Genomic DNA, 23403 nt, shown 5'->3' on the forward strand with positions numbered 1-23403 from the left:
TTCTCGCTATTCTTTCGACTTATTGCGGGCTTGACCCGAGTTGAGCTTCCTTGAAAAAGGAATGCGTTGCCGGGTCAACCCCGGCCATCACGAAGCTCCCATGCAGAGCCGCCTGTGACGACATCGACTTTCACTCTCGCAGGCGCGCGCGATGGCGCACTGGCCTCGCTGATCCTCGCGCCCACCGTGGTCGCGATGGGATTGGCTTTCGGCATCCTCGCTGCCGCGACCGGGCTGTCGATCGTCGAGGCGATGCTGATGAGTGGCTGGATCAACGCCGGCAGCGCGCAGATGACGACGCTGCAGATCTGGGCCGATCCGGTGCCGATCTTCACGGCCGCACTCACCACCTTCGCGATGAACACGCGCTATATCCTGCTCGGTGCGGCCTTGCGTCCCTGGCTGCCGAATGCGCCGGCCTATCAAAGCTATCCGGCGCTGTTCGTCCTCGGCGACGGCAATTGGGCGTTGTCACTGAAGCAATTCCAGACCGGCAAGCCGGACGCCGCCTACATTCTCGCCAGCGGAGCGCTGCTGTGGCTGATCTGGGTCGGCTCGACAGGACTCGGCCACGCCTTCGGGCAGCTGCTGGGCGATCCGAAGCGCTACGGCGTCGATTTTTTTCTCGCGGCGTTCTTCGCCTCGATGGTCGTCGCGTTCCTCAAGAAGCCGAACGACGCGTTGCCGTTCTTTGCCGGCGCGCTCATCGCGATCGCGGTCAATCTGACGGTGAGCGGCCCTTGGTACATCTTCGCCGGCGCGCTCGGCGGCAGCCTCGTGGGGGTGCTCCGTGCTCGTGCGGCCTGATGTTCTCGCGGCGATCTTTGCCTGCGGCGTCGCGTCGTATGCGTGCCGTTTCCTCGGCTTCTTTCTGATGCGCTACGTGAAGATCACGCCGCCGGTCGCCGCGTGGCTGCACGCGATCCCGCTCGCGCTCATCGGCGCGATTCTCGGCCCGATCGCCGTGAACGGCGGTCCGCCCGAATGGACCGGTCTCGCTGCTGCGATTCTGCTGATGCGCGTTACCGGCAATCAGTTCGTCGCCGCGATCGGTGGTGTCACAGCGGTGGCAGCAATGCGCGCGTTGGCACTCTGATCCGGTTTGACCGGAGCGTCCGAGCCGTTACGGTGCCGGCGAAATCCGGAGACTCACAATGACGCTTACGCTCCTTCACGCCCCGAAATCGCGCTCGCAAAGCTTCATCTGGCTGCTCGAGGAAATCGGCCAGCCTTACGAGATCAAGCAGGTCGATATTCGGCGCGGCGATGGCAGCGGCAAGCTCGATCCAACCAATCCGCATCCGCACGGCAAGGTGCCGGTCATAATCCACGACGATACGGTCGTGCACGAGCAGACCGCCATCATGCTCTATCTCACAGACGCGTTTCCGCAGGCGAAGCTGGGTCCGCAGGTCGGCGACAAGCTGCGCGGCAATTATCTGTCGTGGCTCTCGTACTACAGCGGCGTGGTTGAGCCCGCGTTTCTCTGCGCCTTCATGAAATACGATGTGCCGCGCGGCACGGCCGGTTGGGTCGCGGTGCCCGAAGTGATGCAGCACATCAACAAGACGCTCGAGACGAACGAGTACATCCTCGGTAACGAATTCACGGCCGTCGACATTCTGTATGGCGGCACATTCGGCTTCTTCGGCGACAGCGGATTGTTCGAGAAGACCGATGCGCTCAATGCTTATGTGAAGCGGTGCATGAGCCGCCCGGCCTTGCAGCGCGCGGGGCAGAAGGACGCTTAATTGTAGCCGTAGCCCGGATGAGTGAGGCGGAGCCGAACGATATCCGGGGCTGAGTTTGCGATGGGTCCGGATGTCGCAGGCGCTTCGCGCCGCTCTTCCGGGCTACAACTGGCTAAGCGGCGCGCAACTCGCGCAGGAATGTCTGCAGCTTTTTCGTCAGCTCTTCGGCTGCGCCCGAAAGATCGTCGGCCGCATTGCCCATGCGCTCCGAACGAACCGCCATCGCGGAGACGGCTTTGCTCGCCTCCTCGATCGTTTCGACCAGAAACGCGATGCGCTCGGCCGCGATCGACATATGCTGCGCGACTTCGTGTGTTGCTTCGGTCTGCTGCGCGACCGAGCCGCCGACCGTCGCGCTGAACGTCGTCATCGCGTCGATCGCATGCTCGACTTCGATCATCTGCTCGACGACGCCGCCCGCGCCTTGCTGCACGGCCGCAACGCGATTCGCGATGTCCGCGGTGGCGCGTCCCGTCTGGCTCGCGAGCGATTTCACCTCGGTCGCGACCACCGCGAAACCTCGCCCGGCCTCGCCGGCACGGGCTGCCTCGATCGTCGCGTTGAGCGCGAGCAAATTCGTCTGCGATGCGATCTTCGCGATCAGCTGCGTGACGAGATCGATCTCGCTGCTGTCTTTCGCCAGCGCCGCGATCGATTGGCTGACGCGCTGGACGGCGGCGCCCGATTCGGCCGCGAGCTTCTGATGGTGCTCGGTTTGGCTCTGTACCGACGCGATGGATGCGGAGAGTTCGTCCGCCGCCGATGCGGTCTGCATGATGCTCGAACGTGCGGCCGATGCGGTCTGCAGCACCGTCACGGCGCGCTCGCGTGTCTTCGTACCGTAGTTATGCACGTCGGATGATATGTCTGCGCAAACGGTAGAGGCCGACGTCACCGTTGACACCACTTCCGCGACGCTGCGGTCGAAATGCGCGATCGCATTCTCGATGGCGTGCTGGCGCTGATCGGCTTCCGCCGCGATGCGATTGGTCTCAAGGTGCCACGCCGTCGAGGCGTCGAAGCCGACCAGGCGCGTTGCCGCCGCGATATCGTCGTTGAGCCGAGGCCGCCAGCGCAGCGGCTGCAGATGCATCTGCAACTGGAAATCGTAGAGCAGGTGGTGCCGGGTCGAGATGCCGCAGGCGATCAGTCGATCCAGCAACGCACGCAGGCTACGCACATAGTCGTCGTCGAGCTGGCAGCGGAACAGCACTTCGAGATGGTCGAGGTGAAGTCCGAGGAGCTCGGTTTTGTTGTTGCGAAAGTGCATCGGGAACAGCCCATGCACGTGCTGCAGCGAGGCGACATGCTCGCCGACCTCGATCGCGATCGCACGAACCTTCGGCCACATGCGGCGGGCCTGCTCGCGCTCTGTCGGCGAGATCTCGTAGAGCCCGAGCCGATGCTGAATGACGTTCGCGTTTTCCATGAGGCCCGGGAGGATCGGCGCGGTAACGTACCGTGCGGCCTCGCATTTAAGGAGTTTTGCCTTAAGAATCCGTAGCGGCAGCGGGGTGCCGCAATCGCGACAAATGCCGCCGGACCGTTTACGCGATCCTAACCCTCATCCTGAAGCGACCTGATCGTAAACGAAGTTGCGACTATTCTTGTTTAGGTTGCGCGCAAATCCGCGGGGATAAGCACGATGTCAGTCGTCAATGAAATGCGCAGGGGCTCGCCGCAGACCGACCGGTCTGGCAAGCCGAAGAGCGGCTCCAAAGCCGGCATGATCCTGCTTGTTCTGCTCGCTCTGGGTGCGATCGGCGCTGCGGCTTACATGTATCTCAATCGCGCGCCGGACTATGGTCCGACGGTCGCCATTGCATTCACGCCGGACCGGCTCGGCAAGGAAGCGGCCGCGCCGCTGCTGAACCAGTGCGCCAAGCAGCGCACCATCACGGCACCGACGCAGTCTGCGGCCGATACGGCGGTCATGCTCTTCATCCGCGATAAGGCCAACGAACTTGCCGACTGCGCCTACGAACAGCCGATGGGTGTGCTCTGCGATTCGAATAACCGCGCCTTCGCAGTTGCCACAGCACTGCAGATGCTGCGCAATACGGACCCGCTGGTCGAGCAGAAGGGTACGGGACGCAGCAACAGCCACGCGATGGTCGTCCGCGAGCGCGTCGTAGCCTCCATTGGCAAGCGCGCACGCCAAGGTGAACTCATCGCGCGCGACTTCGGCGAATATCCGCCGGCATCGCTCCAAGCCGTTTTCACTCCGGGTGCTGCCAGCAACGCCTGCGCGAAGTAAGCTGCTGCCATCGCAGCTTGCTGCCAAAGCTGACAGGATACTGACAGAGGGCCGCTTGTTCGCGGCCCTTTTTGCGTGCGATGGGTTGGGTTCGCGAGCCGGGCGAGGAAAAGTGGGAACCGGTTTTCCGCCCGCGTCCGGCTCTACTAAACCAGCCCCTAACCACCCATATTCGCCGCATGCCCCCGAAGAAGCCGAAAGACCCGGCCAAGCCGACGCGTTCTAAGGCGTCGCGCGAGAAACTCGCGCCGCTGGCCCCTGCGCTCGCCGAATTGCTCAATCCGGGCATCAACAAAGGCACCGCCGGTATCGGGTCCGGTACCGGGTTGCAGCAGCCTGCCGCCGATTCCAAGCAGCGCCGTGCCGACATCGCGGCCGCGCATACGGCGCGCAAATCGTCCGAGGCGGCGCAGAAGCCCGGTGGCATGAGCGAGGCGCCGCAGGCCCGCTACGATTCGCGCACCTCCGGCTACGGCCCGTTGGTCCGCCCGCTGATGTCGGAGAGTGCCGGGAAGCTCGGGCCGCTCGACCCGGATGTCGCCAAACAATGGGGCCTCGAAGCCGACGACCTTTCGCCGGCACCGCGCCAGGAACAGGACCGCGGCGAAGGCCTCATCGCACCGGGCCCGACCGAGCGCCGTAAGCGCAGCCAGGACATCGGCGGCCCGATCGCCGGCATCGCGAGCCAAGCAGCACTCGACCAATTGCTGCGCGACGGCCGCCTCGAATTCCGCGAGCAGGACGCGATCTGGGTTCCGCATCGCCCGCCCCGCCCGGAAAAATCCGAAGGCGGCGTGAAGCTCGAAATCAAGTCCGAGTTCGAACCGAAGGGCGATCAGCCCAAAGCCATCGCGGATCTCGTCGAAGGCGTGAGCCGTCACGATCGCACGCAGGTGCTGCTCGGCGTCACCGGCTCCGGCAAAACCTACACGATGGCGAAGGTGATCGAGGCGACGCAGCGCCCCGCGCTCGTGCTCGCGCCGAACAAGACGCTGGCGGCGCAGCTCTACGGGGAGATGAAATCCTTCTTCCCCGACAACGCCGTCGAATACTTCGTCTCCTACTACGACTACTACCAGCCGGAAGCTTACGTCCCGCGTACCGACACCTACATCGAGAAGGAATCCTCGATCAACGAGCAGATCGACCGCATGCGCCATTCGGCGACGCGCGCGCTGCTCGAACGCGACGATGTCATCATCGTCGCGTCGGTCTCCTGCATCTACGGTATCGGCTCGGTCGAAACGTATTCGGCGATGACCTTCACGCTCAAGCGCGGCGATCGCATCGATCAGCGCCAGCTCATCGCCGACTTGGTCGCGCTGCAATACAAGCGAATCTCCGCGGATTTCTCGCGCGGCACTTTTCGCGTGCGCGGCGATACGATTGACCTTTTTCCGGCCCACTATGAAGACCGCGCCTGGCGCATCAATCTGTTCGGCGACGAGGTCGAGTCGATCGAGGAGTTCGATCCGCTCACCGGCCACAAGTCCGACGAGCTCAAGCTCGTCAAAGTCTACGCCAATTCGCATTACGTGACGCCGCGTCCGACGCTCATCCAGGCGATGAACTCGATCAAGAGCGAGCTCAAGTGGCGGCTCGATCAGCTAAACGCGGCCGGCCGTCTGCTCGAAGCGCAACGTCTGGAACAGCGCACGTTGTTCGATCTCGAAATGATGGAAGCGACCGGCTCCTGCGCCGGCATCGAGAATTACTCGCGCTATCTCACGGGCCGCCGTCCCGGCGAGCCACCGCCGACGCTGTTCGAATACGTGCCCGACAATGCGCTCGTCTTCCTCGACGAAAGTCACGTCACGGTGCCGCAGATCGGCGCGATGTATAAGGGCGACTTCCGCCGCAAGGCGACGCTTGCCGAATACGGCTTCCGCTTGCCGTCCTGCATGGATAACCGTCCGCTGCGCTTCGAGGAGTGGGACGCGATGCGTCCGCTCTCGGTTGCCGTCTCGGCGACACCGAGCGGCTGGGAGCTCGACGAATCCGGCGGCGTCTTTGCCGAGCAAGTCATTCGCCCGACCGGCCTCATCGATCCGCCCGTGCATATCCGCCCGGCGCGCACGCAGGTCGACGATCTCGTCGGCGAAGTGCGCCAGACCGCGCAGGCCGGCTATCGTTCGCTCGTCACCGTACTGACCAAGCGCATGGCCGAGGACCTCACCGAATATCTGCACGAGCAGGGCGTGCGCGTGCGCTACATGCATTCGGACATCGACACGCTGGAGCGCATCGAGATCATTCGCGATCTGCGCCTCGGTACCTTCGATTGTCTCGTCGGCATCAACCTTCTGCGCGAAGGTCTCGACATTCCGGAATGCGCGCTGGTCGCGATTCTCGATGCCGACAAGGAAGGCTTCCTGCGCTCCGAGACATCGTTGATTCAGACCATCGGCCGCGCCGCGCGTAACGTCGACGGCAAAGTCATTCTCTACGCCGACAGCATTACGGGCTCGATGGAGCGCGCGATGGCGGAAACCAATCGCCGCCGCGAGAAGCAGGAAGCCTACAATATCGAGCACGGCATCACGCCGGAGAGCGTGCGCAAATCGATCGGCGACATCATGGGCTCGGTCTATGAGCGCGATCACGTATTGATCGGTGTCGGCGACGGCGGCGATTTCGACGACGCCGCCACCATCGGCCACAATTTCCAGACCGTCCTGGCCGACATGGAGAAGCGCATGCGCGAGGCCGCGGCCGACCTCAACTTCGAGGAAGCCGCGCGGCTGCGCGACGAGGTCAAGCGCCTGCGTCAGCAGGAGCTGGCGGTGGTCGACGATCCGACGTCGAAACGCCCGCAGGCCGGGAAGGGTGCCTCAAAAGGAGTCTCGCGCCCGCACAAACCGAATCTCGATGAGATGGGCATCGCGATTTGGCACGAGCGCGAAGTGCATCGCGGCGGAACCACGAAGGCGCCGGCGAAACCCGGCATCGATGACATGGGCCCGAACACGCGCGGCGAGTCGTCGCCCTATCGCCCCGGGGGCTCCACCGGCGGCCGCCCCGGCATGCGCGGCGGCAAGGCTCGCCCTCCGCGGCGCAAATAGCGTAGGTTTCCGTAGAGTCCGTAGTCCGTAGCCCGGATGAGCGGCGCGAAGCGCTGCGACATCCGGGGCCGCTATTAGCCGCAAGCTCAGCCCCCGAATCGCTCGGCTTCGCCTCGCTCATCCGGGCTACGGACGCCGCTTCTGGTCATCCCGGAAGCCGCCGTTTGGCGGCTGTCTGGGATCCATAATCCCGGGCCATCAATCATGAGCACAGGGGTTATGGATACCGGGCTCGCGCTCGCTTCGCGGACTGCGCCCCGGAATGACCAACCCAATAGACTTGACATAAATTCCTATCTGACTATATTCCTGATCACCTGATCCAAGCGGGGGCGTCAACCGGTGACGCAGCTGACGGGATCGGGGACGGTTCCTGCGGGCGGAAGGTTCGTCACCTTGCGCACTCGGGCGCCCCGGGACCCCGCCCTACCGGCATTACGACCGGTGTGCGAGGAGCTCGCTGAACGGTCGTAGGTCGCAACGTGAAGCGGCCGTGGGAGCCCATTTTGGGCACACCCGACACGCAAGCGCGGCCCCGGGGTGAAAAATGCCGTGGCGGAGCGCCGCGAGGCGGCGGTTTCCCGTCGGAAACCGCGCCGTAGTCGCAAGGCTACGGCATCCGAAGACCGAGCGCCGAGCGGCGCTCCGCCTCCCCGCGCCTTGTCGCGGGGGCAAGGCCAAAGCTCGGAGCGCCAAAGCGCTCGCGAGAAGGCACCCCCATGCCTGCAATCCATGCCTGAAAGGAATTGAGTATGCGCCCGACGCCGCCGAAACGCTTTGAGGGACAAACCGACGAGCAGTTTGCCATCGGCCTAAAAAACTGGCGCGAAAGCCACGATTACCAAGCCAAGATGGTCAACCTCTTCGAGATATGGCGCCAGTGCGAATTTGCGTCATGCAGGCGGCAACACGCTTGCCGTCACGACCCGTTTGTCTGCTTCCGCGCCTACCGCAAGGCGTTGACGAACGAAGTTTGGCTGGAGCGTCGCGATGAGGCGCTGAGCTTGGTTTACTTTGTGCTCGGACCTGAGGGTGAAGAAGCCCGCGCAGCCGCACCAGAGGCGCTGCAGAAGCGATGGCGCGAGTGCAAGCTCCGGGGGTTCGATTGAGCACAGCCGGCGCCCCCAGCCGCGTGCCACGCTTTAGCCCTTGCGCCGCGGCTAAAAATCGCAGAACTCTAAGCACAGGCTGGGCGTTGGGGCGCCAACGGCGCTACGATGAGCGCCAATAGGTCGCAAGATATCCGGATGACCGAAACCCGGTTGCAACTCGAGACCCGCCTGCCGGCCTGGCTCCGCTGGACGCTGACGCTCGGGCTGATTCTGCTGCTCGTCTCGCTCGGCGTGAAGGCCTACCACCAGTATTCCAAGCCGACGACGCTGACGATCGCCGCTTCCGACGAAGGCGACACGATCAAAATTCTCAACGCGCTCGCGGGTCGCCTTGCCAACCAGAAGTCGCGTGTCCGCCTGAAAGTCATCCCGACCGGCGACATGAGCGAGAGCGCAAACCTCTTTGCCAGCGACAAGGCCGACCTTGCGGTGCTGCGCGCCGACATCGGCAATCAAGGCGCGGCGCGAACCGTCGTCGTCGCCGCGCAATCGGTCGCGCTGATGCTGCTGCCGCCCGGCTCGACCATCGACGATTTCGACGATCTGAAGACGAAGCAAGTGGGCGTCATCAACGGCGACATCAACAAGCGCGTCGTCGATGCGCTCGCCGCCAGCTACGCGATGGATCGCAATCGCTTCAAGAATGTCACGCCGGAGGAAGCCAAGAAGATGATCCAGGCGAAGCAGCTGCAGGCGCTGCTCGTCGTCACGCCGGTGACCGAGCGCTATCTTTCGGTCGCGCGCGAATTCCTCGGCCTCAAGCCGAAACAGAAACCCGGCATCGTCGCCATCGATCAGGCCGACGCGATCGCGTCCTACGCGCGCTATTACGAAAGCTACGAGTTGCCGAAGGGCACCCTGTGGGGCTCGCCCCAAGTGCCCGACGAAGAGATGGAAACGCTACGCGTGCCGATCAACATCGTGGCCCAGCGCCGTCTCGAGCCCGAACTGATCACGATATTGACGCGTGTGCTGATGGATGCACGCGGCACGCTCTCGACCGAGTTTCCGATCCTCTCGTTGATCCGCACGCCGCCGACTGACAAAGACGCCTATATCCCGCTGCATCCCGGCGCGGCGACGTATTACGAAGGCAACGAGAAGAGCTTCTTCGATCGCTACGGCGATCCGATCTTCTACGGCACGATGCTGACCGGGGTGCTCGCCTCCGCGCTCGCCGGTTTGTGGCAGTTCCTCGGCATCGGCGCGCGCCCGGTGAAGAAGGGCTCGCTCACCGTGCTGGCGAGCATTCTCGGCCGCGTTCGTGAAGCGGATACCGAGGAGCAATTGGCCGAACTGGAAGACCGCATCGACGCTATCGTGCAGGCCGAACTGATCGGCGAAGCGCACAGCGTTGAGACCGGCGCCGACCCCGGCTCGCTCAATCTCGCGGTGGCGCGCTGCGAGAAGGCGATCGAGCGCCGGCGTCAGGTTCTGCGCAACGGCGGCGGCGAGACGACGTCAGCGCCGCAGCCGCTCCCGGCCCGCCCCACGCTCGTCACCTAACGCAGCAACGCATCTGCCGAAAGATTGGGCGAGCCTTCATGCGCGGCTTCGGCGTGCTTGATCTGCGCGATCACGCGCTCGGTCATCGGGGCTTTTTTGCCGTGCTTTTCCGCCAGCGCGGCAATCGCGCCTTGCAGGAAATCGATTTCGGTCGGACGGCCGCGCCGCAAATCTTCGTACATCGACAAACGCGCGCTCGGGTCGATCGCGAGCATCTGCTTGGCGACGAAGCGAAACAATGGCGTCGGCAATTGCAAAACGTAAGGCACGATATTCGGCGACACGCGGCCGAGTTTTGCCGGTTTGATTCCCGCAGAACGCAGAATGTCGAGCGCTTCGGCGCTTTGCAGCGCCATCACGCGCCGCCATTTTGGATCGTTCAGTTGCGCGAGCAGCGGAATTCCCGCGAGTGCATTGAGCGCGTTGTTGAGGTTCATCAGCAGCTTCGCCCACTGCACGTTCGGCATGTCGTCTCGCGCTTCCGTCGGCAAGCCCTCGACATTCAGCAGACTTGCATACTGCGGATCGTCGACGAGAATCTCGCCGCCGGTCGCGCGATGAAAGCGATTGCCTTCAACGACGACATTGAACGGAACCATTCCGGTGACGGGCGGAAAACCTGCGCTCTTGAGAACCTCGATATTGCCGACGCCGTTCTGCAAACTTACGACGGTTGCGGCGGCAGCATGAGCGCGGATGCTTTCCGCCATCGCGGCCGTGTCGAGACTTTTCACCGTGACGAGGATCGTGCCGGGATCGAAGAAAGTTTCTGCTGCGTCAGTGACGACGCGAAATTGCGACGGCGATGCCGTCCGATCGCGGCCTTCGAAATCGCTGACGCGCAATCCGTTTCGCAAGATCTCGGCCATCGCGGGCCGCGCGAGCAAAGTCACTTCGCGTCCCGCCAGCGCAAGACAGCCGCCGACATAACAACCGACAGCGCCTGCGCCCGCGATGGTGACGCGCATGTTCATGGGGCGTTAGAAGACCGCATAGCCGCCGTCGATCAGGAACGTATCGGTCGTGTGATACGACGACAGGCCGCTCATCAGATAAACCGCGATGCCGCCGAAATCTTCCGGCTCGCCGAAGCGCCGCATCGGAATGCGTGGCATCACGTTGGTGACGAACTTGTCGTTGCCGAACAAACCTTCGGTCATCTCGGATTTGATCCAGCCCGGCAGAATTGCATTCGCCGTGATGCCGTAGCGTGCGAGTTCGACGCCGAGCGCGCGCACGAGCGCGTTGAGCCCGGCTTTGGTGATCGCATAATGCTCGTTGCGCGCCGTGCCGGAGATCGACGCGAGGCTCGATGTCGGCACGAGGCGGCCGAATTTGTCGCCTTTCTCGGCGCGTTCGACCATGTGGCGCGCCGCGACTTGGAACACGCGATAAACGCCGTCGAGGTTGGTCGTCATCATCTGACGCCATTCTTCTTCGGTGCGGTCGATGAAGGAACGTCGTCCGCCGCCGCCGATTCCTGCATTGGCGAAACAGCCGTCGACGCGGCCGAATGTCTGCAGCGTGCCGCGAAAGGCGTCTTCGATTGCGGCGCGGTCCGTCACATCGCAAACGCGCGCTTCGACTTTGCCGCCGCCGGTTCCGATCTTCTGCAGTGCGTCGTCGTTCTTCTTGGTGTTGCGGCCCCAAATCGAAACGCCGCAACCGTTGCGCGCCAGAGCTGCGGCCATTCCGAGACCAATTCCGCCGTTGCCACCCGTGATGATGGCGACGCGATTGCTGAGATCGAAGTCTTTCAAAGTTTCCTCCCTCGGCCGCTGCGTGCTGCTTTGCGCGCTAGCGCCGGACACCCTATCATCGCTTGCAAAGACGAGCGCAAGAGGAAACGCCGAGATGGCCTACACGACGATCACGACCGCGGCTGAAGACAACATTCTCACAATCACACTCAACCGCCCGGATCGCATGAACGCCTTCAACGGCGAGATGATGTATGATCTCATCGCGGCCTTCGACGAGGCGGACAGCCGCGACGACGTGCGTGCCGTCATCGTCACGGGCGCCGGCAAGGCGTTCTGCGCGGGCGCCGATCTCGGCGCCGGCGGCGCAACCTTCGACCGCAACGCACGCAAGGATCGCGAGCCGATCCCGGAGGTCGACGGCAAGCCGGATCTCTCGCATCAGGCCGCGCGCGACGGCGGAGGCCGCGTGACGCTGCGGATCTTCCAATGCCTCAAGCCGGTGATCGGGGCGATCAACGGAGCGGCGGTCGGCATTGGCGTCACGATGCAGTTGCCGATGGACGTCCGGCTTTGCTCCGAGAATGCGCGCTTCGGTTTTGTCTTCTCGCGCCGCGGCATTGTGCCGGAGGCAGCATCGAGCTGGTTCCTGCCGCGCCTCGTCGGCATCAGCCAGGCGCTCGACTGGTGCTATTCGGGCCGCGTCTTCCCGGCCGCCGAGGCGAAAGCCGGCGGTCTCGTGAAGGAGATTTATCCGGCCGACGAGCTTCTCCCCGCCGCGCGAAAACTCGCACTGGAATATGCCGAGGGCGCCCCGGTTTCGCTCGCGCTGACGCGTCACATGATGTGGCGGATGCTTGGTGCCGACCATCCGATGGAAGCGCATAAGGTCGATAGCCGCGGCATCTTCCATCGCGGCAAGAGCGATGACGTGAAGGAAGGCGTCACGTCGTTCCTCGAGAAGCGCCCGGCGAAGTTCACCGGCAAGGTCTCGGCCGACATGCCCGAATACTTCCCGTGGTGGGACGAACCGCAGTATCGCTGAGCCCCGCGAATCCCCCATTTGGGTGAGACGATTGGTTGCTGGCCAATCGCCCGCGATTCATATCTCATGAAGACTATTCGCTGCTTTGGCGGTGCTCTCGAACCCGCCAGGGAAACATACGTTCTCCGTTAGCGTTGCGTCAGAAGCCCCCAGAGAGGTGCCTCAGTGCAAAGCGGAATACTGGTCAACCTGCTGCTGCCGCTCGCGATCGGCATCATCATGCTTGGCCTTGGTCTTTCGCTGACGCTGGACGATTTCAAGCGCGTCGGCCGCTATCCGCGCGCGGTGTTTGTCGGGCTCTTTCTGCAGACCGTTCTGCTGCCTTGGGCTGCTTTCTTCATCGCGATCGCCTTCAAGCTTTCGCCCAGCCTCGCGGTCGGCTTGATGCTGCTCGCCGCGGCGCCGGGCGGCGCGACAGCGAATATTTACAGCCACCTCGCGCGCGGCGATGTCGCGCTCAACATCACGCTGACGGCCGTGAACAGCATTCTGTGCTTGATCACGCTGCCGATCATCATGAACCTCTCGCTCGCCTACTTTTTCGGCGCGGGACAATATGTGCCGCCGCCGCTGCGCAAGATCCTTGAAGTGTGCGCGATCATCCTCCTGCCGGTCGCGATCGGAATGCTCATTCGCGCGCGCTGGCCGGAACGCGCGATCGGCGCCGAGAAGCCGGTCCGCATCTTTGCAGTCGTCGTTCTCGCCGTTCTGATCTGCGCCGCCATCTATGTCGAGCGCAGCAAGATAGTCGATGCGGTGGTCGCGGTCGGTGCAGCGTGTCTGTTATTCAACGTCGTGAGCATGGTCATCGGCTACTTTACGCCGCTGGTCCTCAAGCTACCGCCGCCGCAAGCGACCGCGATCGCGATGGAGATCGGCATTCACAACGGCACCCTCGCAATTTTTGTCGCGTTGAATGTCTTAGGCAACGTCGAGGCCTCAATTCCGCCTGCGATCTATAGTCTGATGATGTACTTCACGGCCGCCGCAATGGCGGTGCTGGTCAAGCCCCGGGAGGAGGCCGGAGCCCCAACCCCCGCCCGTTGAAAGTTTCCCGTCAGTGACAGCGCACGCATAAGGTGCAACCCTGATCCGAAAGGGTAGGGAGATCGGTCTTGTCCATACAAGCTCAAAGTGCCGGCTACGCGACGCACGAAGTGCACAATCAGACCGGAGCCCTCGCCAACTACAACGCCTACGCGGCCGACACGGCGCTGACCGAAGCGACACGCGTTTTCGGCGCCGATTGGGCCGACGCGCAGCTCAACCGCACGGGCGAAATCGTCGGCGCGGAGCAGACGCAGTATCTCGCGCGGCAAGCCAACCGCCATTTGCCCGAACTGAGGACGCACGATCGTTTCGGCAATCGCGTCGATGTCGTAGAGTTTCATCCGGCCTATCACGAGTTGATGCGGCTCATCTACGAGACTGAGACACACTCCTTCGCCTGGACCAACAAGCGCGCCGGCGCGCAGGTCGCGCGCGGCGTCATGAGCTATCTCTGGAACCAAGGCGAGAACGGCATTTGCTGTCCGATGGGCATGACCTTTTCGGCCGAGCCGGCTTTCCGTCACGGCCCGGAGCTCTACACCGAATGGACGCCGCAGTTTCTGCGCGCCGCTTACGATCCGCGGCCGATCTACGCGAAGCAGAAAAACGGCATCACGGTCGGCATGGCGATGACCGAGAAGCAGGGCGGCTCGGATTTGCGGGCGACGATCACGACGGCGCGCCCCGCGACATCGCGTAACGGTTCGGGCGCCGAATATCTCATCACGGGCCACAAATGGTTCTTCTCGGTGCCGATGAGCGACATTTTCCTCACGCTCGCGCAGACCGAAAAGGGCCTCTCGGCTTTCGTCGCGACCGGTTGGCTTCCGGATGGATCGCGCAACAAACTGAAGATTCAGCGCCTCAAGGACAAGTGCGGCAACAAGTCGAACGCCTCGTCCGAGGTCGAGTTCTACGACATGCATGCCGTCATGCTCGGCGAAGAAGGTCGCGGCATTCGCACGCTGATCGAGATGGCTCATGTGACGCGGCTTGATTTCGCCATAGGTTCGTCCGGCCTGATGCGTCAGGCGCTCAGCCAAGCGCTGCATCACGTCAACAATCGCCGCGCGTTCCAGCGCTCGCTGGTCGACCTTCCGATCATGCGAAATGTCGTCGCGGATCTTAGCGTCGAGTCCGAAGCGATGATGTGGCTCTCGATGCGCCTCGCCGCCGCTCTCGACCGCGAACACGAAGACCGCGGCGAGGCCTTGCTCTCGCGCATTTGCACGCCGATCGCGAAATACTGGGCTTGCAAGCGTGCGCCCGCCTTTGTCGTCGAGGCGCTCGAATGCCACGGCGGCAATGGTTTCATCGGCGATCACTTGATGGAGCGGCTCTATCGCGAGGCGCCGCTGAACGGCATCTGGGAAGGCACCGGTAACGTTATCTGTCTCGACGTGCTGCGCGCGATGCAGCGTGAACCCGAGACCATCACGGTGTTTCTCGACGAAGTGCGGAAGGCAAAAGGCGCGAATGCGCGTCTCGACGCGTTCGCGGATGAAGTTGAACGCCGCCTTGGCAAGCTTGCCGAATTCGAGCCGGTGGCGCGCCGGATGATCGAGATGATGGCCTTCGCGCTGCAGGCGAGTTTGCTGCTCCGCTACTCGACGCCTGCGGTCGCGGATGCGTTCTGCGCGACACGGCTCGACGGCGATTGGGGTCAGTCCTTCGGAACATTGCCAAAAGGCGTCGACACACAGGCGATCGTCGATCGCGCGAGGATCGCAGCATGATGCGAATGCTATTGGCGATTCTAACGCTCGCGTTCACTAGCTTTTCCGTATCGTCGGCGACCGCGCAGCAAACGATCAGATTTCCGAGCGCGGACGGGCGCACGACGCTCACGGGCTATCTATTTTTGCCGAACGCCGCGAATGGCACACAAAGACCCGCTGTCGTGCTGATGCATGGTCGCGCCGGCGCATATTCGTCGCTCGCGAAAGGACAATTCACGGCCGAGACATTGTCGAAACGCCATCGTGCCTGGGGTGAGATGCTAGCGCAGGCCGGTTATATCGCGTTGCTCGTCGACGGCTTCGGTCCGCGCGGCTATCCGCAAGGTTTTCCGCGCGGCTCGTATGAGGATCGCCCCGCCGAGCTCAACGAAGTGACGGTGCGTCCACGCGATGCCTACGGTGCGCTCGCATATCTGCGCACGCGCCGCGACGTGGCACCGAATAATATCGCGCTCCTTGGCTGGTCGAACGGCGGCAGCGCAACGCTTGCGGCCCTCGCGGTTGACGACGCTCTGACATCGCCCGCCGAGCGTCAATTTCGCCTAGGCGTCGCGCTCTATCCGGCCTGCGGCCTCAAAGGTCAGTTCGAGAACGGGTATCGGCCTTACGCGCCCGTGAGTGTTTTCATCGGCGACGCGGACGAGGAAGTGTCGTCGAAGCGCTGCGCCGCGCTGGTCGAGCAAAGTCGCGCCGCGGGCGGCCGAATCTCGATCCAAGTTTATCCGGGCGCGACGCACAGTTTCGATGATCCAGGCGCGCGGCGCCAATCGAACCCCGCGAACGCCGACGCGACGACGGACGCGACCAATCGGATTTTGCAGATACTCGCGCAGGGATTGCAGGCACGCTGAAGTGCTAGCGAAACATTGTTACACAGTGACTTCCGGCTGATTTTCATGCGAGACTTCGCGAGCCTCCCATATTTCAAAGGGCCCGTCATGTTCTCGAAACTCTTTCACTTCTCGATTCCGTTGGCCCTGGCCGCCAGCTTGGCGCTTCCGGCACACGCCCAAACCGACCAGATCAAAGCGCTCGCAGCGCGGCACAAACAGCCCTTGCTCGATACGCTGAAGGACATCGTCAGCATCGAGACCGGTAGCCGCGATATCGAAGGTCTCGACAAAAGCGCCGCCTATGTCGCCGATAAACTGAAGGCGCTTGGCGGCGAGGTCGAGGTCATCGATCCGCAGGGCGACGACGTCTACAAAATGGAAGATACGCCGGCGCGCCTCGGCAAGATCGTGCGCGCGACCTTCAAGGGCACCGGCACCAAGAAGATCATGCTGATCGCGCATCAGGACACGGTCTATCAGAAGGGTATGCTGGCCAAGCAACCGTTCCAGATCAACGGCGATCGCGCATATGGCCTCGGTATCGCCGACGACAAGCAGGGCCTCGCCGTCGTTCTGCACACCGTCGCGATTTTGAAGGAGCTAAACTACCGCGAATACGGGACGCTGACAGTCTTGTTCAACGGCGACGAAGAGATTTCCTCGCCTGGCTCACGCGCGCTGCTTGTGAAGCTGGGCAAGGAGCATGACGCGACACTGTCGTTCGAAGCCGCGCGCTCCGACAGCGATAGACTGTCTTTGGCGACAGCCGGTATCGCGGCCGTGATCCTGAAAGTGCACGGCAAAGCATCTCATGCCGGTAGTGCGCCGGAGCGCGGCACCAACGCGCTCATCGAACTTGCGCATCAGCTGTTGCAGACGAAGGATCTGCAGGATCCGGAGAATGGCATCAAGATGAACTGGACGACCGCAATGTCCGGTTCCACGCGCAACACGATTCCGGCTTTGGCCATCGCGACCGCGGACGTTCGTGTGCTCAAGGTCATCGACTATGAGAAGCTCGAGAAAGCGCTCCGCGAAAAGATCAAGACGCAACTCGATCCGAAGGCCAAGGTTGATTTGACCTTCGAGCGCCGCCGTCCTCCGCTGGAGCCGACCGATGCGTCGCGCGCGCTTTCGAAGCATGCGCAGTCGGTCTATCAGGAGATCGGCAAAACGCTTGAGGTGAGCGACGAGGCCGAGGGGGGCGGCACCGACGCGGCCTTTGCGGCATTGGAGACGAAGAATCCGGTGATCGAGCGTTTCGGTCTGCGCGGCTTCGGCGCTCACTCGGCCGACGCCGAATATGTGCTGATCGATTCGATCGAGCCGCGACTTTATCTGGCGATACGGATGATCCAGGATATCGCCAGCGGCAAAGCCAAATGGTGATCGGCTAAACGCCGGCGACCGCGATGTCTTGCGCCTCGACCACGCCGGTCAGGCGCTCGACAACGTAACGCAGCACTTCCTCATCGCTGCGCTCGATGGTGCGCCACACCGTGACGTTGGGCTCGAGGTGCCCGCTGGGACCGTGCCACGCGACGAGATAGTCGGAAAGCCAGCCCGCGAGCTTGCCCTCTTCCAACTTGTCCGCGATGGCTTCGTGTTTGATCAGGTCCATGGGCACCGTAGTCCGCGTGAAAACTCAACATGTGCCCGTTCGGGTCTTTGGCCTTATAATGCACCGCAACAATGTTGCGGCGCAATAGTGTCACAAAGTTACGAGCGCGTGCGTGGCCATCATAAAAACACCAACGAACGCAATACATTAAGCGATGCACGCATTTTTTCTGGCAATCGTTGCGGTTGTTGTTTCGTTTGATTTCGCCGCGGCTCAGACGAGCCGTCCAGCCGATTTCGTTGATGCCGCTGCGGCCACTCCGGGTCTTCGGATCGACATGCGCTATGCCGGATCCAACAACTTCGTCGGTCGCACGATCGATGGCTACCGCGCGCAGCGCTGTCTCGTTGTCCGCCAAGCGGCGGTGGCTCTAGCCGCGGTCCAGCGCGATCTCGCGGCTTCCGGCTTCGGCCTCAAGATGCTCGATTGTTATCGGCCGGCGCGCGCTGTCCGCGATTTCCAGCGTTGGGCCGAAGACCCTTCCGATCAACGCAACAAGGCGGCGTATTACCCGAGCGTCGATAAACGGGAGCTGTTCGCCCGCGGCTACGTCGCGGCACGGTCCGGCCACTCGCGCGGCGCGACCGTCGACCTCACACTGGTGCGGCTCGATGGCGCCGACGTCGACATGGGCACGCGCTTCGATTTTCTCGATGCGAAATCCGCGCCGGGAAGCCGCGCCGTCAGCCAGGATGCGCAACGCCATCGCGCAGTGCTACGATCCGCCATGCAGCGGCACGGCTTCCAGGGCATCAGCAACGAATGGTGGCACTTCCGGCTCGTCCCGGAGCCGTATCCGTCGACCTACTTCGACTTTCCGGTCGAGTGACCGTCAGCGTTTAGAGCATTTTCAAGTGAGGTGGACACCGGTTCACGTCAAGAAAATGCGACCACTTAAGATCTTCTATTGCCGACGAGCACGAGCGGCACGCAGATCAGCGCAAACAATCCGGCGGCGACGAACACAGCCTGCGGATGCCCGTGATCGAGCAGGAAGCCGAACAGCAGCGGCGACGCGATGCCGCCGATGTTGAAGCCGTTGGTGACGAAGGCGAAGACCTTGCCGTGCGATCCGTCCGGCGTTACGGCGCGCACCAGCATATCGCGTGATGGCGCGATGGCGCCGCCGACGAGACCCGCGATCGCGAACGTGAAGAGCAAGACTGCCGCTCCGGCATCGACAAAGGCGAGCGACAACGCAGAGAGGCCGAAACCCGCGAGGCAAACGACGGCCGCGATATCGTGGCGCTGCGTGCGCGACGCGATGTATCCGCCGACCAGAACACCGAGCGCGCTGAGCACCAGATAAAGCGTGAGCGCGCTGCCGCTCAGCGCCAGCGGAACACCGCGCAGCGACTCGAGCGCCGGCATTGAGAAATTCTGCACCCCGGCATTCATCAGCGCGAGCAGCGTGAAGACACCGAGTTGCACCAGCACGGGCGGCGAGAACAGCAACGCGCGCCCGCTCGGCGTAGCGACGTCGGCTTTCGGCGAAGTTGGAGCGGGGGCGGCTTTTCCGGCGAAATCACGCCAGAAAATCGCGAGCACGATCGCGACCGAGAGCCCGATGGCGGCGGCCGTAAAGTAAGCCGTGCGCCAGCCGAATTGCGTGGCGATCGGCAACAGCAGAACGGGCGAAGCTGCGGAGCCCGCCATGCCCGCGAATGTGTGAAGTGCATACGCATGGCTCATCCGCGCAGCGGGCATACGTTGCGCAAGCAGCGAATAGTCGGCCGGATGATAGACGGTGTTGCCGAAACCGAGCAGTGCGAACATTGCGACGAAGAGCCAGAACGGCCCGGCAGAAGCCGCGCTCGCGAGAGCAATCGAGCCGATCACCAACCCGCAAATCAGCACCGCGCCGGCGTTGCTGCGGTCGACCAGATAGCCCGCATGCGTTTGAAAAAGCGCGGAGATCAGGTTGAAGGCGAAGAACGCGAGGCCGACCTGCGTGTAGGTGACGCCGTAGTCGGCGCGCACGAGCGTCAGTACAGGTGCCAACACCACAATGTAGAAATGGCTGACGAAATGCGCGGCGCAGATCAGCGCGAGCAAGCGGTGGGTGGCCCACCCTTCTCGAGTGGACTGCGGCGGTGCCAAAGGCGTCATTCGGGCGTTTCCTAACGCGGTTGGCCGCTGATATCAGATTGACGGCCGATATGCCTCCCCCTCACGCGCCGATTTCGGAATAGGTCCTTTGCTCCGTCGCATCATGCCGCTCGCGGCGCCCACCTTCTTTGTGGCCGTGCTGCAGACGATCGCGCAGCTGGCCGAGACCTGGTTGGCCGCGCGCCAAGGCACGGTCGCGCTGGCGGGCTGGGCGGTCGTCATGCCGTTTGGCCTGTTGCTCATGCAGATGTCCGGCGGGGCTATCGGTGGCGGCGTCGTCTCCGCGATCGCCCGGGCGTTGGGTGCGGGCCGGAAGGATGAAGCATCCGCGCTTGTCGCGCATGGGCTCTTGCTCGCCCTCGGCGGTGCGCTTCTCTTCATGGTCGTCATGCTTGGCTTTGCGCGGCCGATCCTGACGCTGGTCGGCGGTCCGGAGGCGGCCGCGGCCAGCACGGCTTACGCGATGTGCCTGTTCGGCTTCGGTGCGCTGCCGGCGTGGTTCGCCAACACGCTCGCGTCCGTCCTCCGCGGCGGCGGTCAGCATGCATTCGCGGCCGCTGCGCTGAGCAGCGCGTGGATCATGCAACCACTCGTCGCCTGGTTCTTGATGGAGCGCGTCGGTCTCGGCTTGCCCGGTGCGGGCATCGCCTATGCGGTCGCGATGCTCGGCGCCGGCATCGTCATGGCGATGCTGGTGCTGCGCGGCTATGCGGGCTTCGTTCCGACGCTACGCCTCAAGCTTTCCGGCGACCTCTTTCGCCGAATCCTCAGTGTCGGGCTAATTGCGTCGGTCATGGCGGCGCTCGGAAATCTTGCAACGATGCTCGTCACCTCGCAGGTCGCGCATTACGGCACGGTGGCGGTTGCGGCTTATGGCGTGATCGCGCGGCTCGAGTTTCTCACCGTACCGCTCGCTTTCGGCGTCGGCTCGGCTTTGACGGCGCTCGTAGGCAACGCCGTCGGTGCAGGCGATTGGCCGCTTGCACGGCGCACGGCCGGCTTCGGTGCCGTGATGGCATTTCTGCTCACCGGCCTCGCGGGTCTTGTGCTCACATTTTATCCGGAGCGCGTCGCGGCGTTGTTCGCCAGCGACCTCCAAGTCGCGGCGGTAGCGTCGCGCGGACTGCAGATCGTCGGCCCCGCCTTCGCGGGTTTGGGTGTCGGCGTGTCGCTTTACTTCGCCGCGATGGGCGCAGGTCGCATGGGCTGGCCATTCGTCGCCGCGATCTCTCGCATCGTGCTCGCGGTCGGCGGTGGTTACGTGCTGTCGCACACGCTCGGCTATGGGCTCGACGGACAGTTTTACGGAGTGGCGTTAGGCTTGCTCGGCTACGGCTTCTTCAACGCAATCGCGGTGCGCCCCGGTGTCTGGAGCGCCCGCGTGCGGTAGCGCTCAGGCGCTGCCGAGCACCAGATCGTCGCGATGAATCATCGCGGCGCGGCCCGTGGTGCCGAGCACTTCCTTAATCGCAGCCGAACCCTTGCCGCATAGCTGCGCGGCATCATCCGCGTCGTAGGCGACGAGCCCGCGTCCGACTTCACCGCCGTCAGGCCCACGCACGATCACGGCGTCACCGCGCGCGAACGCACCTTCGACGCGCGTCACGCCAGCCGGCAATAGACTCTTACCCTTGCGCAACGCTGCTTCGGCGCCGGCGTCGACATGGATCACGCCACGCGGCTCAAGCGAGCCGGCAATCCACTTTTTGCGTGCCGTCACGGGGTTTGCGGGTGTGAGGAACCACGTGCAAGCACCGCCGGCCTGGATCGCGTGCAGAGGCCGCTCGATCTTGCCCGACGCAATGACGAGATGTGCGCCCGCGGTCGTGGCGATCTTCGCGGCTTCGATCTTTGTCTGCATGCCGCCGCGCGAAAGCTCGGAGGCGGAGCCGCCCGCCATATGCTCGATCTCGGCCGTAATGCGCGGCACCACCGGGATCAGCTTGGCGTTCTTCTTCACATTCGGCGGCGCGTCGTAGAGGCCGTCGATGTCGCTGAGCAATACGACGAGGTCCGCACTCGCCATCGTTCCGACGCGGGCGGCGAGCCGATCATTGTCGCCATAGCGGATCTCGGTCGTTGCAACCGTGTCATTCTCGTTGATCACCGGCACCGAACGCCACTCGAGCAATTTTCCGATCGTCGCGCGCGCGTTGAGGTAACGGCGACGTTCTTCGGTGTCGCCGAGCGTCAGCAGAAGCTGACCCGCCGTGATTCCGTGCTGGCCAAGCGCTTCGCTCCAGGTCCGCGCCAGTACAATCTGGCCCACGGCGGCGGCTGCTTGGCTGTCTTCGAGTTTCATCGCGCCACGCGGTAATTTGAGAACCGCGCGCCCAAGCGCGATTGCGCCGGACGATACGATGATGATGTCGCGGCCATCTTTATGCAGCGCCGCGATGTCGCTCACCAGCGATGCGAGCCAAGGCGCGCGAACTTGTCCGGCCGTATGGTCGACAAGCAGCGAGGAGCCGACCTTCACGATGATGCGGCGGAAATCGTTGAGCTTTGGAGCGAGGGAAGACATCGTCGTTTTGGCTTACGGACGCCAGGTCATATCGGCTTCGCCGACCGGCTCGCCGGCATCGTCGCGCGCCTCGTCAATAACGCCGAGCAGCGCGCGCAGAGCTTCCGGAACACCGTCGCGGGTCGCGGATGACAGCAGCAAAGGTGTGCGCTTCGCAGCGCGCTTGAGGCGATCCTTCTGCTGCTTCAACGTATCGGCGTCGAGCGCGTCGATCTTCGACAGCGCGACAATCTCCGCCTTCTCGGATAGCCCGTTGCCGTAAGCTTCGAGTTCACCGCGCACGATCTTGTAAGCCTTGCCGGCGTGCTCGCTCGTGCCATCGACGAGATGCAGCAAAACGCGGCAGCGCTCGACGTGGCCGAGAAAGCGGTCGCCGATGCCGACGCCTTCATGCGCGCCTTCGATCAAGCCCGGAATGTCGGCCAAAACGAATTCGCGATTGTCGACACCGACAACGCCGAGTTGCGGATGCAGTGTCGTGAACGGGTAGTCAGCAATCTTCGGTTTGGCAGCGCTTACTGCAGCAAGAAATGTGGACTTGCCGGCGTTCGGCAGACCGACGATGCCGGCTTCAGCGATCAACTTCAGGCGCAGCCGGATCGTTCGTTCTTCGCCCGGTTGACCCGGATTGGCGTGGCGTGGCGCGCGATTGGTCGAGGATTTGAAGTGTGCATTGCCGAAGCCGCCGTTGCCGCCGTGCGCGAGCGTCACCTGCTGGCCGACTTCGGTGAGGTCCGCGAGCAGCGTCTCGCCGTCCTCTTCGTAGACCTGGGTGCCGGCCGGAACCTTCAGGATTGCGTCCGCGCCGTTCGCGCCATGACGGTCCTTGCCCATGCCATTGCCGCCGCGTTTGGCGCGGTGATGCTGGAGGAATCGGTAGTCGATCAGCGTGTTGAGACCATCGACGGCTTCGACGAGCACGTCGCCGCCGCGACCACCGTCGCCGCCGTTCGGGCCGCCGTGTTCAATGAACTTTTCACGCCGGAACGATATGCAGCCGTTTCCGCCCGCGCCGGATTGGATGTAAACTTTGGCTTCGTCGAGAAATTTCATGGCTCTTATGCGCGACGATGGAGCGCGCTGTTCGGGGCTCG

At 63.3% G+C, this 23403-nt stretch carries 21 protein-coding genes; 14 read left to right on the forward strand and 7 right to left on the reverse strand.

What is annotated here, in order from left to right; translation table 11 throughout:
• Positions 1 to 114: 114 nt before the first annotated feature.
• From GJW30_RS03865 to GJW30_RS03875, 3 genes are read left to right on the forward strand one after another with little or no spacing between them, the layout of a single operon-like run.
• Positions 115 to 807, forward strand: a complete 693-nt coding sequence (locus GJW30_RS03865) for an AzlC family ABC transporter permease (protein ID WP_096351858.1) — start codon at positions 115 to 117, stop codon at positions 805 to 807.
• Complete coding sequence (locus GJW30_RS03870; RefSeq protein WP_096351861.1) at positions 791 to 1096, forward strand: AzlD family protein; 306 nt, start codon at positions 791 to 793, stop codon at positions 1094 to 1096. Before GJW30_RS03865 ends, GJW30_RS03870 begins: the two co-directional genes overlap by 17 nt.
• Positions 1097 to 1154: 58 nt before the next feature.
• On the forward strand, positions 1155 to 1751 hold the full coding sequence (locus GJW30_RS03875) for a glutathione S-transferase family protein (RefSeq protein ID WP_096351863.1): 597 nt from the start codon (positions 1155 to 1157) through the stop codon (positions 1749 to 1751).
• A 112-nt stretch (positions 1752 to 1863) separates the two neighbouring features.
• Here GJW30_RS03875 and GJW30_RS03880 read toward each other — a convergent pair whose 3' ends face one another.
• A complete protein-coding gene (locus tag GJW30_RS03880) occupies positions 1864 to 3180 on the reverse strand; it encodes a methyl-accepting chemotaxis protein (protein WP_096351866.1) in 1317 nt (438 codons plus the stop codon).
• Between the two features lie 216 nt (positions 3181 to 3396).
• Between GJW30_RS03880 and GJW30_RS03885 the strand changes: the two genes are divergently transcribed.
• The 4 genes from GJW30_RS03885 to GJW30_RS03900 all read left to right on the forward strand — a co-directional run bounded on the left by GJW30_RS03885 (position 3397) and on the right by GJW30_RS03900 (position 9688).
• Positions 3397 to 4008 carry a hypothetical protein gene (locus tag GJW30_RS03885; RefSeq protein ID WP_096351869.1) on the forward strand — a complete coding sequence of 204 codons (612 nt, stop codon included), beginning with the start codon at positions 3397 to 3399 and terminating at the stop codon, positions 4006 to 4008.
• A gap of 179 nt (positions 4009 to 4187) precedes the next feature.
• Positions 4188 to 7070: an excinuclease ABC subunit UvrB gene (uvrB, locus tag GJW30_RS03890; protein WP_096351872.1), complete on the forward strand. Its 2883-nt coding sequence runs from the start codon at positions 4188 to 4190 to the stop codon at positions 7068 to 7070.
• Positions 7071 to 7822: 752 nt separating this feature from the next.
• Entirely contained in the window at positions 7823 to 8179 is a 357-nt protein-coding gene (locus GJW30_RS03895; RefSeq protein WP_096351875.1) for a hypothetical protein, read from the forward strand.
• A gap of 138 nt (positions 8180 to 8317) precedes the next feature.
• Positions 8318 to 9688 carry a TAXI family TRAP transporter solute-binding subunit gene (locus GJW30_RS03900; protein WP_157746682.1) on the forward strand — a complete coding sequence of 457 codons (1371 nt, stop codon included), beginning with the start codon at positions 8318 to 8320 and terminating at the stop codon, positions 9686 to 9688.
• Here the strand turns inward: GJW30_RS03900 and GJW30_RS03905 are convergent.
• Positions 9685 to 10662 (reverse strand): 2-dehydropantoate 2-reductase, encoded by a 978-nt coding sequence (locus GJW30_RS03905; RefSeq protein WP_096351880.1) that lies wholly within the window; start codon positions 10660 to 10662, stop codon positions 9685 to 9687. The two genes, GJW30_RS03900 and GJW30_RS03905, sit on opposite strands and share 4 nt — an antisense overlap.
• A 6-nt stretch (positions 10663 to 10668) precedes the next feature.
• A complete protein-coding gene (locus GJW30_RS03910) occupies positions 10669 to 11448 on the reverse strand; it encodes an SDR family NAD(P)-dependent oxidoreductase (RefSeq protein WP_096351883.1) in 780 nt (259 codons plus the stop codon).
• A 94-nt stretch (positions 11449 to 11542) separates the two neighbouring features.
• Here GJW30_RS03910 and GJW30_RS03915 point away from each other — a divergent pair, with 94 nt between their 5' ends.
• The 5 genes from GJW30_RS03915 (at position 11543) to GJW30_RS03935 (ending at position 17444) form a co-directional block, all read left to right on the forward strand.
• Complete coding sequence (locus tag GJW30_RS03915) at positions 11543 to 12433, forward strand: crotonase/enoyl-CoA hydratase family protein (protein ID WP_096351886.1); 891 nt, start codon at positions 11543 to 11545, stop codon at positions 12431 to 12433.
• Between the two features lie 165 nt (positions 12434 to 12598).
• The gene (locus tag GJW30_RS03920) at positions 12599 to 13480 is read left to right on the forward strand and encodes a bile acid:sodium symporter family protein (protein ID WP_096351888.1); all 882 of its coding nucleotides are present in this window, start codon (positions 12599 to 12601) and stop codon (positions 13478 to 13480) included.
• A 68-nt stretch (positions 13481 to 13548) separates the two neighbouring features.
• Complete coding sequence (locus GJW30_RS03925; protein ID WP_197703766.1) at positions 13549 to 15219, forward strand: acyl-CoA dehydrogenase family protein; 1671 nt, start codon at positions 13549 to 13551, stop codon at positions 15217 to 15219.
• Positions 15216 to 16073, forward strand: coding sequence for a dienelactone hydrolase family protein (locus tag GJW30_RS03930; RefSeq protein ID WP_096351891.1), 858 nt, complete (start codon positions 15216 to 15218; stop codon positions 16071 to 16073). The genes GJW30_RS03925 and GJW30_RS03930 overlap by 4 nt, the downstream gene beginning before the upstream one ends.
• An 87-nt stretch (positions 16074 to 16160) precedes the next feature.
• Complete coding sequence (locus GJW30_RS03935; RefSeq protein ID WP_096351893.1) at positions 16161 to 17444, forward strand: M20/M25/M40 family metallo-hydrolase; 1284 nt, start codon at positions 16161 to 16163, stop codon at positions 17442 to 17444.
• A 4-nt stretch (positions 17445 to 17448) separates the two neighbouring features.
• Here GJW30_RS03935 and GJW30_RS03940 read toward each other — a convergent pair whose 3' ends face one another.
• Positions 17449 to 17676: a hypothetical protein gene (locus tag GJW30_RS03940; RefSeq protein ID WP_096351895.1), complete on the reverse strand. Its 228-nt coding sequence runs from the start codon at positions 17674 to 17676 to the stop codon at positions 17449 to 17451.
• A 277-nt stretch (positions 17677 to 17953) separates the two neighbouring features.
• On the opposite strand from GJW30_RS03940, the gene GJW30_RS03945 reads away from it, so the two are divergent.
• The gene (locus tag GJW30_RS03945; protein ID WP_245408649.1) at positions 17954 to 18505 is read left to right on the forward strand and encodes a M15 family metallopeptidase; all 552 of its coding nucleotides are present in this window, start codon (positions 17954 to 17956) and stop codon (positions 18503 to 18505) included.
• 65 nt (positions 18506 to 18570) lie between these two features.
• Here GJW30_RS03945 and GJW30_RS03950 read toward each other — a convergent pair whose 3' ends face one another.
• Positions 18571 to 19785, reverse strand: a complete 1215-nt coding sequence (locus GJW30_RS03950; protein WP_096351899.1) for an MFS transporter — start codon at positions 19783 to 19785, stop codon at positions 18571 to 18573.
• A gap of 88 nt (positions 19786 to 19873) precedes the next feature.
• Between GJW30_RS03950 and GJW30_RS03955 the strand changes: the two genes are divergently transcribed.
• Positions 19874 to 21175, forward strand: a complete 1302-nt coding sequence (locus GJW30_RS03955) for an MATE family efflux transporter (RefSeq protein ID WP_197703767.1) — start codon at positions 19874 to 19876, stop codon at positions 21173 to 21175.
• A 3-nt stretch (positions 21176 to 21178) separates the two neighbouring features.
• On the opposite strand, the gene proB is transcribed toward GJW30_RS03955, so the two are convergent.
• Positions 21179 to 22309 (reverse strand): glutamate 5-kinase, encoded by a 1131-nt coding sequence (proB, locus tag GJW30_RS03960; RefSeq protein ID WP_096351901.1) that lies wholly within the window; start codon positions 22307 to 22309, stop codon positions 21179 to 21181.
• Positions 22310 to 22321: 12 nt separating this feature from the next.
• Positions 22322 to 23362, reverse strand: a complete 1041-nt coding sequence (obgE, locus tag GJW30_RS03965; protein WP_096351903.1) for a GTPase ObgE — start codon at positions 23360 to 23362, stop codon at positions 22322 to 22324.
• Between the last annotated feature and the right edge of the window lie 41 nt (positions 23363 to 23403).

The sequence above is a fragment of the Variibacter gotjawalensis genome, assembly GCF_002355335.1.
Classification (GTDB): domain Bacteria; phylum Pseudomonadota; class Alphaproteobacteria; order Rhizobiales; family Xanthobacteraceae; genus Variibacter; species Variibacter gotjawalensis.

Coding starts and splice junctions, on each gene's coding strand:
- GJW30_RS03905 (WP_096351880.1), bottom strand. CDS start 10,662: ATGAACATGCGCGTCACCATCGCGGGCGCAGGCGCTGTCGGTTGTTAT.
- uvrB (WP_096351872.1), top strand. CDS start 4,188: ATGCCCCCGAAGAAGCCGAAAGACCCGGCCAAGCCGACGCGTTCTAAG.
- GJW30_RS03880 (WP_096351866.1), bottom strand. CDS start 3,180: ATGGAAAACGCGAACGTCATTCAGCATCGGCTCGGGCTCTACGAGATC.
- GJW30_RS03875 (WP_096351863.1), top strand. CDS start 1,155: ATGACGCTTACGCTCCTTCACGCCCCGAAATCGCGCTCGCAAAGCTTC.
- GJW30_RS03945 (WP_245408649.1), top strand. CDS start 17,954: ATGCGCTATGCCGGATCCAACAACTTCGTCGGTCGCACGATCGATGGC.
- GJW30_RS03935 (WP_096351893.1), top strand. CDS start 16,161: ATGTTCTCGAAACTCTTTCACTTCTCGATTCCGTTGGCCCTGGCCGCC.
- GJW30_RS03885 (WP_096351869.1), top strand. CDS start 3,397: ATGTCAGTCGTCAATGAAATGCGCAGGGGCTCGCCGCAGACCGACCGG.
- proB (WP_096351901.1), bottom strand. CDS start 22,309: ATGTCTTCCCTCGCTCCAAAGCTCAACGATTTCCGCCGCATCATCGTG.
- GJW30_RS03930 (WP_096351891.1), top strand. CDS start 15,216: ATGATGCGAATGCTATTGGCGATTCTAACGCTCGCGTTCACTAGCTTT.
- obgE (WP_096351903.1), bottom strand. CDS start 23,362: ATGAAATTTCTCGACGAAGCCAAAGTTTACATCCAATCCGGCGCGGGC.
- GJW30_RS03950 (WP_096351899.1), bottom strand. CDS start 19,785: ATGACGCCTTTGGCACCGCCGCAGTCCACTCGAGAAGGGTGGGCCACC.
- GJW30_RS03915 (WP_096351886.1), top strand. CDS start 11,543: ATGGCCTACACGACGATCACGACCGCGGCTGAAGACAACATTCTCACA.
- GJW30_RS03895 (WP_096351875.1), top strand. CDS start 7,823: ATGCGCCCGACGCCGCCGAAACGCTTTGAGGGACAAACCGACGAGCAG.
- GJW30_RS03940 (WP_096351895.1), bottom strand. CDS start 17,676: ATGGACCTGATCAAACACGAAGCCATCGCGGACAAGTTGGAAGAGGGC.
- GJW30_RS03900 (WP_157746682.1), top strand. CDS start 8,318: ATGACCGAAACCCGGTTGCAACTCGAGACCCGCCTGCCGGCCTGGCTC.